This is a genomic window from Algirhabdus cladophorae (assembly GCF_044772865.1).
Taxonomy (GTDB): domain Bacteria; phylum Pseudomonadota; class Alphaproteobacteria; order Rhodobacterales; family Rhodobacteraceae; genus Algirhabdus; species Algirhabdus cladophorae.
The window spans coordinates 141,312-159,226 of the sequence record NZ_CP173029.1 but is presented as its reverse complement, the minus strand read 5'-3'; the positions used below and the strand labels follow the sequence as shown (position 1 = coordinate 159,226).

Genomic DNA, 17,915 nt, shown 5'->3' with positions numbered 1-17,915 from the left:
GTCAGGCTCTGCGGCAGCGCAACAGCGCCAAACCACCAAGCCCCCCCGGTGGCTTGGCATAGACGCCCAAAAGACTGTCCCGCATCAGGCCAAAAGTGTGATCAATATCGTAGGTGCAGGTTGCAGCCTGCACAGGCTTGACCAAGGTCAGTGCCACACCAACAGCGCTGGCGCCGGCTGGAAATTTCGAAACCGTCATAAAGGGTCCGTTGAATACACCTAGACCGGCTGAAATCCGGTACGTGATGCGGGGGTTAAAGGGTCTTGAAGGGCATGCCATCACCCCGCGAAGTTATGCTGTCAAAAAATTCTGAATTCTTTCAAGGACATCCTGCGAGGCCCCCAACAGCACATCACCACCCCTGTCGGGATAAATCACAGGTGCTGGTTGGCCCTTAGCGGCCAGAAACTCCTCGACAAACTTGTGGTTCATCACGGAATCATGGGCCCCGTGCAGCCATAATTGGCGCGCAGGCAACAGGGGATAAACCGGTTCCCAATCGCCCATGGCAGACATCCCATCGTGGATAATCGTTTGGGAGCCTTGGCTGATCATGTGCAAAATCCCCTTCTCCATCACAGGGCCAGTCAGCGGATCATTCAAGGTTTCTCGATCCGGCGCGCCTTCAGGCAAGAGGTTGTTGAGGTAGGCATAGGCCCCCTGCCTACGCCATTTCGCAATCCCAAGACGCAACAGCATGTCCAAAAGCTTGGGCGCATATTTAACTGCGGCACCGGCCACGCGCGCCTCGGTGTTCATGGTCTTGAGCATATAATCCTTGATAGGAACACCGGCCCCCACCATCACAGCAGACCCCACGCGCCCAACCAACGCCCCGCCAGCACGACAGGCAAAACTGATGCCTGCGTGATGCACAATAAAATCCATCTGACCCACGCCATAATGGGCGCAAACCGCAAGCACATCATCAGTGACCGTTTGATTGAACTGGTCCCATTTCAGAGGTGGATCACTGCGGTTAAACCCCGGGCGTGAGGGCGCAAACACCTCGAACCCTGCGTCGTGAAAGCCTTGGTTCAACGCATCGGTCAAATAAGGCCCCTGATAAAGCCCATGAAAAAAGATCAAAGGCCGCCCACCACGTTGACCGTAGCGGTTGACCTGAATATGCCGCCCACCGTCAGCGCCAATCAAATCATGATCGCCTTGAGTGTGAAAACGCGTGGCATCCAGCCCCGCATCCTGCGCTGTGGGTTCGGCCAAAAACGCATAACTCATCATCAAATGCACCATATCGGACATCTGCGGCGCACCGGATTTGCGCAGGATCGACTTGGCCTGCACCTTGAGGGTCTCGCGGCTTTTGTCCAATGCGTCAGCGGCTTGCATATAGGTCATGCCGTCCAGCAAACAGGCCAACAGATCGGTCTCGGCCGGGGTCAACCCAAAGGTGCCTGCTGCATAACTGAGGGTATCATCGCGCCAATCCACATGATTGACGGTAATGCTGAGGCCGCGGGTGATCGACCCATCCGCATTGCGCGATTGCAGCTTGGTGCACTTGGCCAAATAGGGCTTGGCCTGATCCATATGCTGAAACGGAATAACCGTACTGCCCTCAAAATGCCCTTTGCGCAGATCCGACAGACAGTTGCGCAAGGTCTCTCGCGAGAGCGGCATCAAGGCCAACTGATCCAGCGCCACAGGAAAATCAGCCCCCAACAATTGCCCGGCAGCGGCGTTGCCCACAATCCGCGCCCCATCAGCCGAAATCACCATATTCGCCAGCTGCGGCCCACCAGAGACACGGCGCCCCCCGGCCATTTCAACCTCGGACCGATCGATCAGGCTTTGCAACCGCTTGAGGTGCCCGTCCATCCCGGCAGATACGGCTTGGGCCTGGTCCATATCATCTGCCAAACCTGCAATCGCCGAGCGCGGAAAAAAGAAACTATCCGCCACAGTAAACAAATCATCAAAGCCGTTTGGGTTTTCGGCTGCGTCATAGGCATGATCCAACAGCGCCAACAAACGGGCCGAAAACGTGTCTTGTTCCAATGGTGTTTCAGGTTGGCTCATAAGGGTACCTTATCGTACCGCAATCACAAGAAAATACCCCAATTGCATACACCACGAACGCCACCAAATTTGCGGCCACGTATACCATATGGGGTATGGCCAGATTGCGCGCTTCTGTTAACCTTTGGGCAACTTAGAAAACCACATCGATTTGAAACAGGAAGAAACACAAAATGGCATTTACCCTCTTAGATAGCTCTGAAGATACCGCACAAACAATCGCAGCAAATGATGAAGTGTATCAAGCTACCTTCAGCCTTTTGGCGGTTGATGGAACCGCACTGACCACAGGCAGCGGTGTCCAGTCTGCCTTCTATGGCGAAGTCGTTGGATCAAGCGTGGGGATCAGTCTGGGCGGATCAAACCAACTGACCCTTGGCAGCATGGGCGCGATCACGGGCCTAACAGGCGATGCCATCACACTGACTGCGGCCAGTTCATATTTGACACTGGGTGGGACTGTTGCGGGCTCAGACGACGCTTTGTTCAGCAGCTTTGGCGGCCACACAGTATTCAACAGCGGCACAATCACTGCCGACAATACAACGATCGATTTCCGTCTCGGTGGCAACACTATCACCAACACTGGCAACTTGGTGTCCACTAGCAACGACGCCGTCTTTATCGATAGTGGTGCCGACACCACAAAAAATATCTTCCTGAACACCGGCACAATCACGGGCGCTGTCGACGGGGTCGAGCTTAACGGGGTCGACAGCGTCTTTACCAATGATGGCAGTATTCTGGCGGGAGCAGAAGCCGTTGAAATGGACGGGGTCGACGCAAAAATTTCCAACACAGGCAGCTTGAGCAGCGGCGGAGATGGGCTGGATCTTACCAACGCGGCTGGCAGCATTGTCAGTAATGGCGGCAGCATTACTGCAGGCGGCCACGGAATTGATGTAAGCGGAGCCAACATTCAGCTTACAAACACCGGACGTATAAGTGCAGACTTAGATGGGATGGAGATAACCAGCGGCTCGGGCAACGTTATTCAAAATTCCGGCATAATCAACGCGGGCGATGATGGGCTTCTAATTACTGGCAACGATATTCTCGTCACCAATAGTGGGACCATCACTGCAACGGACGACGGCATCACAGCCGGCGCTTTTGGCGACACAGTTAATTTCCTGTTGAACAACTCAGGCGAAATTTCAACCACCGCAGGCACCGGCGTCTTCATCCTGTCCGACGGGGGGCGCCTCGTGAATAGCGGCACCATCGAGAGCCTTGCGGGCATCGCTGTTGATGTCGAGACTGACCTCAATTTGAATGGCACCTCAGTTCTCAACACGGGTTTGATTGTTGGCAATGACAGCAGCGGCGGCTTTGCGGTTCAGATGGACGCGAACTTTGGCGATGTGCTGCGCAATACAGGCACTATCGACGGCGGGGCTGAACTGCTCGGTGGTAACGACCTGATGGTTAACTCTGGTGAAGTGTTTGGCGCAGTCACCTTAGGCGACGGCGATGACATCTATCGCGGCAAGGTGGATGGCTATCTCACTGGCGCTGTCGATGGTGGTTTGGGCGACGACCGGATCACAGGTGCCAGCCAGGACGATACTTTCTTGGGCGGCGATAACAGCGACATTCTGTCGGGCAAAGACGGAGAAGATGAACTTTTCGGTGGCAACGGCGGTGACCGTCTGAACGGGGGCCGTGGCGATGACTTCCTAGACGGTGGGCGTGGCAACGATCGCCTTTTTGGCGGCAAGGATGACGATACGATGATTGGCGGGGCCAGCGATGACTTGCTGGTGGGCGGTAATGGCGATGACAATATGGATGGCTCTGCTGGCAACGATACTCTGATCGGCGGGCGTGGTGACGACATTTTAATAGGCTCAGGCGGCAATGATATTTTCGTCTTTAGTCGCGATGGCGGCTATGACGTGATCACTGATTTTACCAATGGTACAGACCAGATCGATATGAGCGCCTTTGAATTGATCGACCTCAATCACCTGCAAAACACGTTCGATGTGCGCCAAGTGAACAATGGCGTCCAGATCGATATGGGGGACGGCAATGCAATCTTGATGCAGGGCTTTACCATCGGCCAGTTGACCGACCCCGACTTTATATTTTGAACACTCAAGGGCCTGTTCCGCATGTGTTTTAAGGGGGCTAGTATTCTGCGCACCAGCCCCGCAGGTGCGGTCATGCTCGGCCCGTTTTAGGTCCCATAAAGGCCCGCTGTCTTACCGCGCAATGCGATCAGGGATAGGACAGTGTCGATTGTAGGTGTTGGGGTTTGGGTAACACGCCCAAGCTCCTTTACGGATCCAACAAGGGCATCGATTTCCATGGGGCGCCCTTGATCGAGGTCTTGCAACATTGAGGTGCGATGCGCGCCTACATCCGCACCACCTTGGATCCGGCGATCCACGTCGATGGGAAATTTAACGCCCAGTTTTTCTGCGATGGTTTGTGCCTCCAACATCATGTTGCGCGCAACCTCTCGGGTGCCGGGGTCTGTGCACAAGACATCAAGGGTCGAATGGGTCAGGGCCGAGATCGGATTGAACGAGAGGTTCCCCCATAACTTCACCCAGATCTCATCCCTAATCTTGGGCCGGACTGGGGCCTTTAACCCTGCCGCCATAAGCGCCTTTGACAGGGCCACGGCGCGCTCGGATTTTGAGCCGTCCGGTTCGCCCAGAGAAAAGCGGTTGCCCTCAATATGCTTGACCACGCCCGGTTCAATAACTTCTGCTGCTGGATAGACAACGCAGCCCAACACACGATCCGGACCAAAGCCATCCCATTGTGCGCCGCCCGGATCCACGGTTTCCAGACGGGTGCCTTCCAAGTCCTCGCCGGTTTTGTGGAAATACCACCAAGGCACGCCATTCACGCCCGATACAATTGTCGTGTCCTCGCCAATCAATGGCTGCATGTGCGGCACAACTGCCGGAACAGAATGCGCCTTGAGCGTGACGATGACATAATCTTGCGGACCCAAATCAGCGGCGTTATCGGAGGCCGTGACGTTCACGGTTGTCTCACCACTTTCCTCAATCAGCCGCAGCCCGTTTTCGCGCATGGCCTTGAGGTGAGGACCCCGCGCCACGAGGCTGACATCTGCACCAGCCTGCGCCAATTTTGCGCCCATATACCCACCGATGGCCCCGGCGCCAAAAATACAAATCTTCATTCTCTGCTCCCTAGCCCAAGCCCAGCTTTTCCGCCAAGCCGATCCGCTGCAGCTTGCCTGTGGCACCTTTAGGAATTTCATCAAGGATAAGGATTTTACGCGGTACCTTGAATGCAGCCAGCCGTTCGCCAGCGAAATCGCGGATCTCGCGGTCTGTGGCCTCTTGGCCGTCCTTTAGAACCACTGCCGCCGCGACCTCTTCGCCCAATTTGGGATGCGGCATTGCAAAAGTCACGCACTGCCCAACGGCGGGGTGATCCGACAAGATACCGTCGACCTCTAGCGGGCTGATTTTTTCGCCGCCACGGTTGATGATTTCCTTCAGGCGCCCCGTCAGGGACAAATAGCCGTCTTCGTCAAACATCCCCTGATCACCAGTGCGGAACCACCGTTTGCCATCGGCCTCAAAAAAGTTCTTTTCGTTGGCTTCCGGGTTGGCTTCATAGCCGGGGGTAACATTCGGGCCCGAGATCGAGATCTCGCCGACACCATCGACCAGACGATTTTCAATCTCGTGCGCAATGCGGACTTCCGGGCCAGCGGGCAGACCTACAGCACCCGGTTTTTGCTTGCCCGGTTCAATCGGGTTGCAACACATCTGGTGTGCAGCTTCGGTCATGCCATAGGCCTCGACTACTGGCGCATCAAAGGTGTCTGCCAATTGCGTCATGACCGGACCCGGCAATGATGACGACGACGACCGCAAAAAGCGAAGGCGCGCATTTTTGATAATCTCGGCGTTACGCGGCGCACGTGCCAAAATCGCCTGATGCATGGTCGGAACGGCCGTATACCAGCTGGGGTCGACTTCCTCGAGCCAACCATAAAACTTGAGCGCATCAAATCCCGGCGCACAAGAAATCGATGCACCCGCAGCCAGCGAAGCACTGACAGCAGCCACGAGGCCATGGATATGGAACAAAGGCATCACGTTGAGACAGGTATCCTCCGGGGTTAGCGCGAGGGATGCCCGGATGTTTTCAGCCGAAGCAGCCACATTCGATTGCAACAGCGGCACAATCTTGGGCCGCGATGTGGTGCCAGACGTGTGCAAGATCAGCGCTATATCATCTGCTGTTGGAGCAACATCTTCAGCCTGTCCTGTGACATCCGTGGACAGAGTGAAATTGCCCGCAGGATTTGCAGGCGTCAGTTCGATCACCGTCATGTCAAACCGATTGGCCGCCGCACGGGCGGGGCCGTCGTAGCCTGCTTCGACAATAATCGCGCGCGCCTTAAGGTCTTCGAGATAGAACGCGAATTCGTCTTCCTTGTAGGCCGGGTTCAACGGTGCCGTGGTGGCCGATTGCGCCACAGCGATAAACGCTGCTGCCATCTCCGGCCCATTGGGCAGCACAATCGCAACCCGGTCTTGGGCACCCACACCGGCATTGCGCAAAACAGTCCGCACAGATTGCGTCAGCGTTTTGAGGTCGCCGTAGCTCAACCAATCTCGGCCAGGGGCGCCAATGGCATTGGCACTGTCAGGATGCTGCTGGATCAGGTGTTCAAGTGTCTGCATGTGATGTTTGTCTCTCGTAGGGTTCGATGGCGCATGGGCCCCGGGGCTAGAACAGGTTTAACGCGCGGCTTAGTCAGTGACCACTGTTTTGCGGCGACGCAGCAGCTTCAAAGCGGGCAAAAGGATCAGGATGATCGCAATGACTGTAATAGGACCAGCGATAGGTCTGTTGAAAAAGATCATCGGATCGCCCGACGATAGCAGCAAGGATTGTCGCAAAGTCGGCTCGGCGATTGGGCCAAGGACAATCGCCAGAACCGCAGGGGCAAGCGGATAATCGAACTTGCGCATAAAGAACGCGCCAAGCCCGAAAATCACGATCAGCCAAAGGTCGTGCATACTGCGCGACGCAGCAAACCCGCCGACAATCGAAAGAACAAAGATCAGCGGGGCAAGGATCGTAAACGGCATCCGCAGCATCCACACAAAAAGCGGGATAAACGCGAGGTTGATCAATACCGCAGCGAGGTTTGAGATATAGAAAGACCCAATCAGGCCCCACACAAATTCGCTTTGATCCACAAACAGACGCGGACCCGGTGTCAGGCCCCAAATGACCATACCACCCAACAAAATAGCTGTCGTCGGCGAGCCGGGAATACCGAGGGTCAGCATAGGCAACATAGACCCTGTCGAGGCTGAGTTGTTCGCAGCCTCTGGAGCCGCCACGCCATCAGGTGTGCCTTGCCCGTATTCCTCAGGAGTTTTCGAGATCATTTTGGCCACACCATAAGACATCAGCGAGCCGGGCGTCGCCCCAGCCGCAGGCAAAACGCCCACAAAGAACCCTAAAAGTGAGCCAACCCACGTGCCTTTCCAGCCCCGACGCACAGCTTCTTTGGCGTCAGAGGCAAGGCCCTTGGCCGTCATCTTGGGGTTTGTTGTTGTGATCTCACCGCGGGTTTGTTCGATCGTCCATATCATCTCGCCAATGCCATAGACGCCGATGGCCAGCACAATAAAGCCGATCCCGCGCAAGAACCCTTTTATATCGAATAGCACCAAGCGTGGCTCGCCCGAAATCGTGTCAAAGCCAACTGTTGCCAGAACCAAGCCAAAACAAATCGAAAAAATGGTTTTGGGAATGTCATCACCGCCAAGGCCCACAAAGGTCGCAAAAGCCAACAACATAAGGGCAAAAATTTCCGGCGGGCCGAACGATAAAGCGACCGTCGCCAGAAGTGGCGCAAAGAGTGTGAAAAATACCGTCGCCACGGTGCCGCCGACAAAGGACGCAAGGGCGGCAGTAACCAAGGCCAGGCTTGCCCTGCCCTGCAGCGCCAAGGGCCGCCCATCAAAGGTGGTGGCCACGGCCGTTGATGCCCCCGGTATTCCAAGGGTCACCGATGAAATCGCCCCGCCATACATGGCGCCATAGTAGATCGCTGCAAGGAAAATGATGGCCGACGACGGCGGAACCAGAAACGTAATCGGCAGCAAAATCGCTACGCCATTCACCGATCCCAGCCCCGGCATAGCACCAATGAACAACCCAACCGTGACACCAATCAAGATCAAGCCCAGATTGACCGGTTGCAGCGCAAGCAAAACGCCATCAGCAAGAAATGAGAAAACTTCCATGATTGTCCTCGGGTCAGGGCCGGTTGAGAAAGCGTGGCAGCATTAATAAATGATGTCGTACATCACATCGAAGAACGGTTGGGTGAAGGGCAGTCCTTGCGGCATAGAAATTTGCATCGCGCCTTCGAAAAAGAAGAACAATCCAATGGGCAAAGCAATCGCCATGGCCAGTGTCAAAAACCACGAATGCCGCCCCAAAAACCGCAAGTAGTAGATCAAGAACAGGCAGACCGCGCCATACATCGACACCACAGCGATCAACGCCACAAAACCGATCACGCCTCCGCCTACAAGGACCACTGTGCGCCAGCCGAATGCATCCATCAGCGGCTCGTTAGAGACAGAGGCTGGGCTTTTGCCCCGCCACCAATTCCAAGCAATAGCCCCACAGCTTAGCAACATACCCGCCGACAACCAGAACGGCCAAAAGCCACCACCGGGGCCTTGGCCGCGGATATATCCGATGGGCAGTTCAGTGCTTTTCCACATCAGATATAGGGAAAAGAGGGCAAGAATCCCCGCGAGTGATATTTCACCTTGGCGCATAACTGCCCCCTTTCCATGCTTTGAACTTAGCCGCCGATCTCAGACAGCAATTGACGGTGGTTTTCGACCTGAACGGCCCAGTACGAGCGTGTCTCAGCTTCGTTCATAGGAAGCGGGGACAGGCTTTCAGACGTCAAATAGCCCTGCCAATCGTCGCCTGCATAAACCTTGCCAAACAGATCGCGGTAGTAGGCTGCAGCCTCGTCTGACATACCCGGAGCGCCAACAATGGCACGCTGGTTATAGTACGAAAAGTCGTGGCCTTTTTCCTTCATCGTCGGCACATCAGGATACGCGTCCATACGTTCATCCGAGAACGCCAGAAGGGGGACAAATTCGCCCGCTTCATAGAAGCCTTTGGCTTCGGCAGGGTTGTTGACTGTTGCCATGATTTGTTGACCGGCAAGGTCTTTGGCCACAGCGCCGCCGCCGTCGTATGGGATGTACTTGATGTCCAGATCATAGGCGCCAGACATATAAGCGATGACAATTGAGTCTTCTTGACCCGATCCTGTGCCGCCCATGACGAACTCGCCGTCCATACCTTTCACTTTGTCGATGTATTGCTCAAACGTGGTGATACCGGACTCTTTGTGAACCCAAAGAACAAAAGGATCGACACCCATCATGGTGATCGGGGTAAAGGTTTCGATGTCAACGCCGAGACCCTCTTGGCGGATCGGTGTGGTGTAAAACGAGTTCAACGTGACCATCAGTGTGTGGTCCGCATCCCGCGCATCATTGAGATGCAGCAAAGCCTCAGCGCCCGAACCGCCGCCACGGTTTGTAGGGATCAAGGGACGATTGGTCATATCATTGGCTTCAACGACAGACTGAACAAAACGCGCAATCTGATCAGCGCCACCGCCGGAACCGGCCATGATTGTGAAATCAACTGGGCGTTTGGGTTGCCAGTCTTGCGCCAACGCGGTCAGAGGCAAAGTTGCAAGAGTTGCGCCAGTGGCAAGCCCTAGAAAAAGTCGTTTGGTGAGTTTCATGTCTTATTCCTCCCTAGTCTGTCCGAAGAACCGGACGTTTTGTTTACGTGTCAAACACGATGATGACGTCCCGCGTGGCGGTGCGTCGTTTCGGCAATCTTGATGGATCAATGGGCCATCAGGATCGGCATTTCTGTTTGGTCAACGATGCGCCCGGTGTTGCCGCCAAAAAGCATCTCTGTTTCGTGACTGTGGCTGTAGGCGCCGATCACAAGCAGGCTGGCGCCAATATCCGCGCTTGCCGTCAGCAGCCCCGTTGCAGCGTCTTTAGTCTCGAACCGGACGATTTCGGCACTGATCCCGCGCAGGCTGTAATAGGCCAACAATTCATCCGCGTCCGGCCCACGGGTTTGCACTTTACCACCGGTTAGGATGCTGACCCGCTTGGCTGAACCGACGATATCCAAAGACGAGGACACTGCGCGGGCTGCGGGCAATGACCCGTTCCAGCCAATGGCCACATGATCCGCAAAAGTCGCATCAGGCTGCAACTGGCCCGGGCACACCAAGACCGGGCGCCCTGCTCCATAGAGGGCCGCCTTCAAAGAACTCTGGCCAAGGTTCCGCTCGCGCTGCGGCTTGGGCAGCACAATAACATCCGCCAAACGCCCTGCATGCCGGACAACATCCGCCATCCGCCCCTGTTCTTCGGCAAACGTACAAAAGGCCGTGCCATGTGTGCTGGCATCTTCGGTCAGCCCGAACTCCCGCGACAACCGGCGCAGAATGCCGCGCAGATGATCTTCTTGGCGGTTGGCCAGTTCGCTGGCCTGTTCCAACATCACCTTGCGCGCAAAGTCATTCAGCGACACGCCTTGGGGCATCATATCACTCGCCGCGGCACGGCAATGCACAACGTTGACTTGGGCCTCATGCCGCTTGGCAAGTTCGGCGGCATGGGCAAGGACCGTCGCAACCATCCCGTCACCGCGCACTGGAACCAAAATCGATTTTATCATCACTCGGCTCCTTTGCTTGCTCAATTCGCCGATCCATCAAACCCCCAACTCAAACGCAAAGCCTGTGGCACGCTGCTGATCAGGGGGCATTTGCACAGCTTATGGCGCGAGTAATTTTATGTCGTCAAGAGATTTTATTTTGAAATTAAGTTACGAGGCCATTTTCCCCTATTTTTTAAGCCTTTGTTAAAAAACAATTTTTTGGTACCCGATTGTATACGGCTTTTTTCCGCGCGCAGCAGGCAAGCGCAGGCTTCAAAAGCAATTCCTGCCAAACAAAAGAAAAAAGTGAGTCGTATCGGTCCGGACGGCCCTAAAATCAGAGGATCCGATGAGCCAATCTGATCGCTGCGCACTATACGGCAGACGCACCTTGGTCGCAGACCACAAAGACGCAGCATCGCCGTTAAATTAGTCTAGCTGGTCGAGCGTTTTTTGGACTTTTTGCGCTAGTAAAAAATAGCTTTGCCGACTGAAATGTACACCGTCGTAGGTTTCAGACCCTGCGGTCAAATCTTCAAGGATTTCAGTGCTATCAATGAAGATCACGTCATTCATCTGCCTTAGAATGTCGTTCACTACGTCGAGGTGGCGTTCGTTTTCATAGCGCCAAATATTCGTGGCTGTGCGGCGAGGAACTCCTAGGGCCACAAATTTTGCCTTGGGATATTTTTGCCCAAGTTGGTCCAGCACGTCATTGACTGAGGCGCGAAAGATCTCTGGACTTTCGGCACCGCGTATCAGCTCAACAGTGCCAAATATGATCACAACAGCGGCAAAATCCAAGTCAGGAAGCGAAGGTGTCAGCTCGACAGCTGCCTGAGCAGTCAACCCCTGCACACCGCAATTCACGCTCACAAAGCCATCCAGCGGCCAATCGCCATCAAATGCCAAACTGTTCCCCCAAAAGAGAACAGCCGGTTGATCACCAAGTTTTTCAGGACTGGACGGACGGCAAACGGTCGTTGCGGGGACGGCCTCAAAGCGCGCCTTCACCGAAGGGCCAGCGTAAAGTCCCAGCAGAAATGCGAAAACCGTTACAGCAAGTGCCGCGACATATTTCATCGCAAAGCCCCGGACTGGACAAGAAAATCTTGTGGCGTATCCGTCATCAACTTTCGTTCTACCAAAATTTGCAAAACATAATCAGCCCCAAGCGCTTTCGCGGCATCTGGGTCGGCCTTATCGGACCAAATAAAGTCGACGGTTTGAAAACGGGATGAAAGATAGGGAATGGTGGAGACACCAAAAGAGTCCGTGAAAACAACGATTTTTTCAGGACGGGCACCCGGTGTGCCACAGGTAAATCTGCGTGGCATCAGTGGATCGATTGTGGTGACAAAGAGTGGCTGGTTATCTGCATCGGCACAGGACCAGCCCTTTGGAAGCGTTGGCGCCGTGGCGGCCCATCGATGCTGTTGGCCGACCATACGGGACAAATCACCACTTTGAACGAGGTCCGCAATTTCAAATTGCGGCGCGGGCAGATCTAGATTTTGACGGGCCAGAACATCATGCAAAGCAAGGGCAGCCCCCCACTCTGTCCAATGGGTATCAGTTGGATGATACAGGGGAACATCAGGCTGCTGGATACGCGCGTGTTGAAGTAAATCACGCGTGTCGACAAACTGATCCCCAAGGACGGCCTGTGCCACGGTCATGATATCTCCAGCACGCGTGTCGCCTAAAGGCTGCACCGCCAGCCAATCCGGTGTGAGATCTGGATAAATGCTGTGTTTATTTGGCCCAATGACCAGCGAAAAGGGGAGGCCCTGACGCTGGAAATTCTGGTCTAGCGTTTTAAAATAGTCGGCCCATACCGCCTGACCCGTTGCGTCAAGACGGTCTTTACCTTGTGCACCGTCAATCGCTTCGTCGACATTGAAAAACAAAAAACCCTCTTCGCCCAATAACACGTTTGTGGCCGGGCTATGATCAAAAATGGCCATCTTTACCATGCCGTTCAGGGTAATAAACGTCTCCTTCAGGGCGTAGCGTTCGGTCGCAAAATACCGAGCGTTGCCAAGAAACTTTGGGATCTGGGAGACGCTTGTCGGCAATGGCGGGGTGCGCGCCACCCTTTCCTGGCGTGGGTTGCCGGGGCCATCAAAGATATCAGCAAGTGTCAATGCACCCAGACTACCCAAAAGGGCACAGGCCAAAACCGCAGAGGTAAACGAGATTGCACGCATTGCTCAGAACCTGAAATAAATAAACGGGCTATAGGACGCCGCACCGACAGAAATAATCGCAGCCACAAACAACGCCCAAAACCAAATTTCGTTGCTTAGTCGTTGTATCCTTGGTGATGCCGTTGCCGCAATTTTCGCAGCACACCAGGGACGGAAACCAACGGATGCCACAATCCCAATCGCCATGATGCAAAGTACATAAGCGTCGAGATATCGCCCAACGGGGTAGAAGTCTGCCATGGTTCCGCTCTGAAGTTGGAACATCGATTTGTAAAAGTTTGTTGCTTGCCCAAAGCTTTCGGACCGGAACATTACCCATCCACAAATCACGGCCAATAGCAGATATATATGCTGCAAGGCGGATGGAAGACGCGCCAAAATACGACCAAGGCCCAAGCGTTCAACGATCAAAAACAGGCCATGGTACGCCCCCCACGCGATGAACGTCCAAGCGGCGCCATGCCAAATACCTGTGGCTAAAAAGACGATCCAGAGGTTGAGATACGTCCTTGCTGCACTTTGTCTATTTCCGCCAAGCGGAATGTAAAGGTAGTCGCGAAACCAGCGGGACAATGTCATATGCCAGCGCCGCCAAAAATCAGTTACGGATGTTGCGCGGTACGGGTAATTGAAGTTCGGAGGAAATTTAAAACCAAAAATACGCCCTAGACCAATCGCCATGTCCGAGTAGGCGGAAAAATCAAAATAAAGCTGCAGCGAGTAACAGATTGCGCCCAGCCAAGCCGTTTCGGGGGTCAACCCAGCCTCTGGTATGGAAAATACCCGATCCGCAACCAAGCCCATAGGATCTGCGACAAGAGTTTTCTTGGCAAGGCCACGGACAAACTGCTGAACGCCTTCGGCCACATCGCTACGGCTGGTCTTGCGCTCTAGTATCTCCGCTTCGACCTCAGCATACCGCACAATGGGGCCTGCAATCAGTTGCGGAAAGAGTGAAATATAAAGGGCAAGGTTCAGTGGGTTTTTCTGAACGTTCACGCGCCGATAGTAGAGATCAATCAGGTAAGACAGCGCCTGAAACGTGAAAAATGAGATCCCTATGGGCAAAGCGGGTGTCAGTGCAGCGGCATTGGCCAGACCGATGTTTTCAAGAAAGAAACCCGTATATTTAAAGTACCCCAAGAACAGTAAATTGCCAGATATTCCGCCCCACAGCCACCACAGCCTGTTCCGTCCCCCGGCGGCATCAATGCCCAGTCCAACGCTGTAATTTATGACAATTGATGCAATGAGGATGAAAACGTAAAGCTCTTCACCCCAAGCGTAAAACACAAGACTGACAGCCAAGAGCAGGATATTTCGCAGGCGTTGTCCTACCAAAAAATACAACAAGAGCGTGGTAGGCAAAAACAAAAACAGGAAGATAGGATTTGAAAAAACCAATTTTATCGCCTTGGCAGATTTTGAACCGAATTGACACAAAACGCATCCGGTCAGAGACCACACGCCTTTTTCGTTACGGTTCACCGGCTACGTTAGCAAGCTTAAACCCGTATCTTTCTCATTTTGAGCGTTTGCAAAGGCGCTGTGGCCCTCAAGGCTTTTATCGCCCCTCCGAGGCGCGCTTAATTGAAGACGGATTGTCGGCAGGTTTGCGAAAAAGTGGGCGGTTTGCCCATGACAGCTTTGACAGGCCGCACAGACGCGCAACGACCAATTTGCGTGAACGTTACTTTAGCCACGCTCGGTAGCCGTTCGTTGTCAGTCTGTTCCTGAACTCATGAAGGCGTTCAACACAACGCCGAGGACATTGGTATGTTCTGCAATTTCGCGCTCGCAGGTGTCGAATTGTGAGTAGCGCGTTTTATTGGCCCGTGCCACGATCAAAGCGCAATCTACGTTTTTCAAAAACGCTCGAGTGTCGTCATTGACCAAAACTGATGGCAAATCAAAGATCATCAGATCCGGTTGATACTGGGCCTCGACTTGGCTGATGACCTCAGCAGTTTCTTCCGCCAGCAAAAGTCTTGTGGGGTCTGCGTCCGAGGTTTTGGCCATAGACACTGCGACATTTTCTTGGAACCGCATGGCTTGATCAGCAAAGCTGACCTTGCTGGACAAAACATCCCCAATCCCCTTTTCCGGTGTCTTATCAAAGAACTTGTGGATAGAGGGATCGCGCAAATCAAGGTCCATCAAAATAGACCGCAAATCGCTTTGGCGACCCAAACCAAGCGCGAGATTACAGGCTGTTGTCGTTTTACCAGACCGTGGCATGGGCGAAGTGATCGCCAAACGTTTCCATCCGTTTTGCCGCATTTGAAGCAAAACTTTGGTGCGCAAAATGTCAAATGGCGCGGCTTTTGAGCTGGCCTCGCGGGTCACAATGCGGTTGCGTTGCAATTGTTTCTCATCAACGTCAAACGGTTTGAGATCCGCCCAAAGTGCATCCGTCCCACCTGGCTTTGAAGCCGTGGGTTTAGGCGCCTTGGCCCGTTCAGGCGGGCTCATGCCATTGCGTTTACTGCGCGCCTTTTCCAAGGCTGCCTGTAGTTTTTCCATTTAGGTCTGCTCCCAAAATTTTGGCAGAGTGTACATAGCCTAGCCCAAGCCCAAGCGCGTGAGGCCCTTTTGAACCACCAGTTCCAGCGGCAGATAATTGGTGTCTACGTACCAAAGGCCGTAGGGCACAGCGACCAAAACAGCGAGTGTCGCAGTCGCAAGGCTAAAGCGTCTGAAATTGCGCCGTGCCCGGCTTTCGATATAGGGGATGGTGCTGATCGGTGTGACATTGAAGCGCCCAATCATCTCGGACGGACGCCGGATGTTGCGATTGGCAAGTTCAAGCAACATGAAATAGGCCCCTGCCAAAGCGATCCCAACGGCGGCCCCCATGATCGCAATCTTGGGCCGGTTTGGCCCTGTGGGAACCCGTGGCACCGAGGCGTTTTCGATGGTTGTGATCCGCTGGCCCTGGGCCGTGGTTTCGATACGTTCGCTCATTCGCGCTTGGTTCAAGTTGTTGACAGCCGCGTCATAGCGCGACTGGATGCTTTCGAATTCGCGCTGCAAAGAGGCGATTTCAATCCCGTTTGCGGAACTGCGCGAGATGTTGCGCTGTAGCTCTTCGAATTCGGCCTCTGTATTGGCAATGTCCGCGTTGATAAAGTCGAGGCGGCTGTCAATCTCGCTTAGGGTTGCCTCTAACAAGGCTTTTTCAGGCGTGATTTGTTCTTCTGGGCTGGCACCCGTCGCAGCCGCAGTTTGCGCCGCAACGATTGCTTCGAGACGCTCAAGACGGGCTTGCAGGCGGATCACATTGGGATGGTTGGTTGAATAAGTGGACAACGCTTGATCCAACTCGGCCTGTGTCACCACCAGTTGTTGTTGTTCGACCGACTGGGTGACTTGGGCCTGTCTTTGATTGATCCGGCCCGTGGTTTCATAAATTTCCACGATATCGCGACGCTGGTTTTCACCTGCGGTTTTGTCCCGCTCAAGACGCGACAAACGTTCTTGCAATAGGGTCTGACGGCCAAGTCGGTAGCTTTGCTCTTCTGGCAGAGCTTCGGCATTTTCTGATTTGAACACCGCTATTTCAGAGCTCTTGCTGTCAAGTTCCTGATTGAGGCGTTGGACCTCTTGATCAAAAAACTGAAGCGTGCTTTCGGCGCTTGATTTGCGGGTTGCAGCGTTTTCCTCAAGGACCAGCGTCACATATTCGTTCACAACACTGGCAGCGACCGCACCGGTTCGTGCCTCAAAAGAAATTGTCATCAGTGTCGCCTGATTGCGGCCCGCCGAACGGCGCACTCTGGTCGCGGCCCGCATCAATTGCTCGACAGTGTCAGGTTCCATCGTCCGAATATTCTCGAAAACCTCAAAGTGGTTGGCGATGTCGATAAGATTAGCGCGGGTCAACAGCTTTTGCTGAATGACGTCCAACTGTTCGCTGATATCGGTCCGAATGGTAGAGGCGACCATGCTGTCGGGAATTTGCGGTGCTTCCACCAGCAAGCGGGCCGATGTTGAATATGTTTCAGGCAATTTGACTGCGGTGATGACGCCCATACTCGTGCAGGCCAAGATAAACAGCATCATGACCGGCATCCGGCGGATCAACAGTTTCAAATAGAATTTAAGATCGAAATTCATTCTGCTGCTTTCGATAAGGTGTTGACCTTGTTGGTCAGGAAGTACGGGGGATCACTGGGCTTTAGGATAACCCCATCGTTTTGCAATTCGCGCAAGATGGCGAGGCCGACATTCGATTTGTCACTTGCAGCGGAATATACAAAGGCCAAATCGCACAGTTTGTTAATCATCCGGGGGATCCCGTTCGTTTCCGAATGGATGAAGGATATCGCAGCAGGCGTGATTTCATCCCCTGTGCCCCCAACATGGATCAACCGGTGTTTTATGTAGGCACGGGTGTCCTTCAGTTCAAACGGATCAATGTGGTAAGATACGGTCACACGCTGCGCAAATTGGCGCAGCGCCGGCCGGCTGATCAACTGCCGCAACTCGGGCTGGCCGGTCAGGATCAACTGCAACAGCTCGTCTTTGCCAGAGTTGATATTGGTCAGCATGCGCAACTCTTCGAGCATTTCAGATCCAAGATTTTGCGCCTCATCGATGATGATAATAACGCGCCGTCCCGCTGCGTATTCTTCCACGACAAATGTTTGGAACAATTGAAACAAAGAGACATAGTCAGTCTCGGCCGGTAGCGGCACATCCAAAGAGTTTAGCACCCAGCGCAACAAGTCGCCGCGATCACCCTGTGCATTCGAAATCAGACCGATCGTCTGATCATCTTCGACTTGGGATAGCAGGGCTTGGATAAGCATTGTCTTGCCCATCCCAACTTCGCCGGTAACAACAGTCAGCGGCGCATGGGTGGCAAGCCCGTATTCAAGAACGGAATAAGCCCGCAAATGAGACTTGGACAT

General features: G+C 54.0%; 15 protein-coding genes. 1 reads left to right on the top strand and 14 read right to left on the bottom strand.

Features of this window, described 5'->3' with window-relative positions; translation table 11 throughout:
• Window position 1: 1 nt before the first annotated feature.
• On the bottom strand, window positions 2–199 hold the full coding sequence (locus ACIRQ6_RS00705; protein WP_420862209.1) for a hypothetical protein: 198 nt from the start codon (window positions 197–199) through the stop codon (window positions 2–4).
• Between the two features lie 93 nt (window positions 200–292).
• Window positions 293–2,041, bottom strand: coding sequence for an alpha/beta fold hydrolase (locus ACIRQ6_RS00700; RefSeq protein WP_420862208.1), 1,749 nt, complete (start codon window positions 2,039–2,041; stop codon window positions 293–295).
• A 173-nt stretch (window positions 2,042–2,214) separates the two neighbouring features.
• On the opposite strand from ACIRQ6_RS00700, the gene ACIRQ6_RS00695 reads away from it, so the two are divergent.
• Window positions 2,215–4,137 (top strand): hypothetical protein, encoded by a 1,923-nt coding sequence (locus ACIRQ6_RS00695; RefSeq protein WP_420862207.1) that lies wholly within the window; start codon window positions 2,215–2,217, stop codon window positions 4,135–4,137.
• A gap of 86 nt (window positions 4,138–4,223) precedes the next feature.
• On the opposite strand, the gene ACIRQ6_RS00690 is transcribed toward ACIRQ6_RS00695, so the two are convergent.
• The 12 genes from ACIRQ6_RS00690 to ACIRQ6_RS00635 all read right to left on the bottom strand — a co-directional run bounded on the left by ACIRQ6_RS00690 (window position 4,224) and on the right by ACIRQ6_RS00635 (window position 17,915).
• Complete coding sequence (locus ACIRQ6_RS00690; RefSeq protein WP_420862206.1) at window positions 4,224–5,204, bottom strand: 2-dehydropantoate 2-reductase; 981 nt, start codon at window positions 5,202–5,204, stop codon at window positions 4,224–4,226.
• 10 nt (window positions 5,205–5,214) lie between these two features.
• A complete protein-coding gene (locus ACIRQ6_RS00685) occupies window positions 5,215–6,726 on the bottom strand; it encodes an AMP-binding protein (RefSeq protein ID WP_420862205.1) in 1,512 nt (503 codons plus the stop codon).
• A gap of 69 nt (window positions 6,727–6,795) precedes the next feature.
• Window positions 6,796–8,307 carry a tripartite tricarboxylate transporter permease gene (locus ACIRQ6_RS00680; RefSeq protein ID WP_420862204.1) on the bottom strand — a complete coding sequence of 504 codons (1,512 nt, stop codon included), beginning with the start codon at window positions 8,305–8,307 and terminating at the stop codon, window positions 6,796–6,798.
• A gap of 42 nt (window positions 8,308–8,349) precedes the next feature.
• Window positions 8,350–8,853, bottom strand: coding sequence for a tripartite tricarboxylate transporter TctB family protein (locus ACIRQ6_RS00675; RefSeq protein ID WP_420862203.1), 504 nt, complete (start codon window positions 8,851–8,853; stop codon window positions 8,350–8,352).
• A gap of 26 nt (window positions 8,854–8,879) precedes the next feature.
• Window positions 8,880–9,851 (bottom strand): Bug family tripartite tricarboxylate transporter substrate binding protein, encoded by a 972-nt coding sequence (locus tag ACIRQ6_RS00670; protein ID WP_420862202.1) that lies wholly within the window; start codon window positions 9,849–9,851, stop codon window positions 8,880–8,882.
• A 107-nt stretch (window positions 9,852–9,958) separates the two neighbouring features.
• Window positions 9,959–10,810 (bottom strand): universal stress protein, encoded by an 852-nt coding sequence (locus ACIRQ6_RS00665; protein WP_420862201.1) that lies wholly within the window; start codon window positions 10,808–10,810, stop codon window positions 9,959–9,961.
• Window positions 10,811–11,221: 411 nt separating this feature from the next.
• Complete coding sequence (locus ACIRQ6_RS00660; protein WP_420862200.1) at window positions 11,222–11,875, bottom strand: SGNH/GDSL hydrolase family protein; 654 nt, start codon at window positions 11,873–11,875, stop codon at window positions 11,222–11,224.
• Window positions 11,872–13,002, bottom strand: coding sequence for an alginate O-acetyltransferase AlgX-related protein (locus tag ACIRQ6_RS00655; RefSeq protein WP_420862199.1), 1,131 nt, complete (start codon window positions 13,000–13,002; stop codon window positions 11,872–11,874). Before ACIRQ6_RS00655 ends, ACIRQ6_RS00660 begins: the two co-directional genes overlap by 4 nt.
• Window positions 13,003–13,005: 3 nt before the next feature.
• Window positions 13,006–14,310, bottom strand: a complete 1,305-nt coding sequence (locus ACIRQ6_RS00650) for an MBOAT family O-acyltransferase (protein WP_420862198.1) — start codon at window positions 14,308–14,310, stop codon at window positions 13,006–13,008.
• A gap of 414 nt (window positions 14,311–14,724) precedes the next feature.
• Window positions 14,725–15,525, bottom strand: a complete 801-nt coding sequence (locus ACIRQ6_RS00645) for a CpsD/CapB family tyrosine-protein kinase (protein ID WP_420862197.1) — start codon at window positions 15,523–15,525, stop codon at window positions 14,725–14,727.
• Window positions 15,526–15,564: 39 nt separating this feature from the next.
• A complete protein-coding gene (locus ACIRQ6_RS00640) occupies window positions 15,565–17,118 on the bottom strand; it encodes a GumC family protein (RefSeq protein ID WP_420862196.1) in 1,554 nt (517 codons plus the stop codon).
• Window positions 17,115–17,915, bottom strand: a complete 801-nt coding sequence (locus ACIRQ6_RS00635; protein ID WP_420862195.1) for an ExeA family protein — start codon at window positions 17,913–17,915, stop codon at window positions 17,115–17,117. The genes ACIRQ6_RS00640 and ACIRQ6_RS00635 overlap by 4 nt, the downstream gene beginning before the upstream one ends.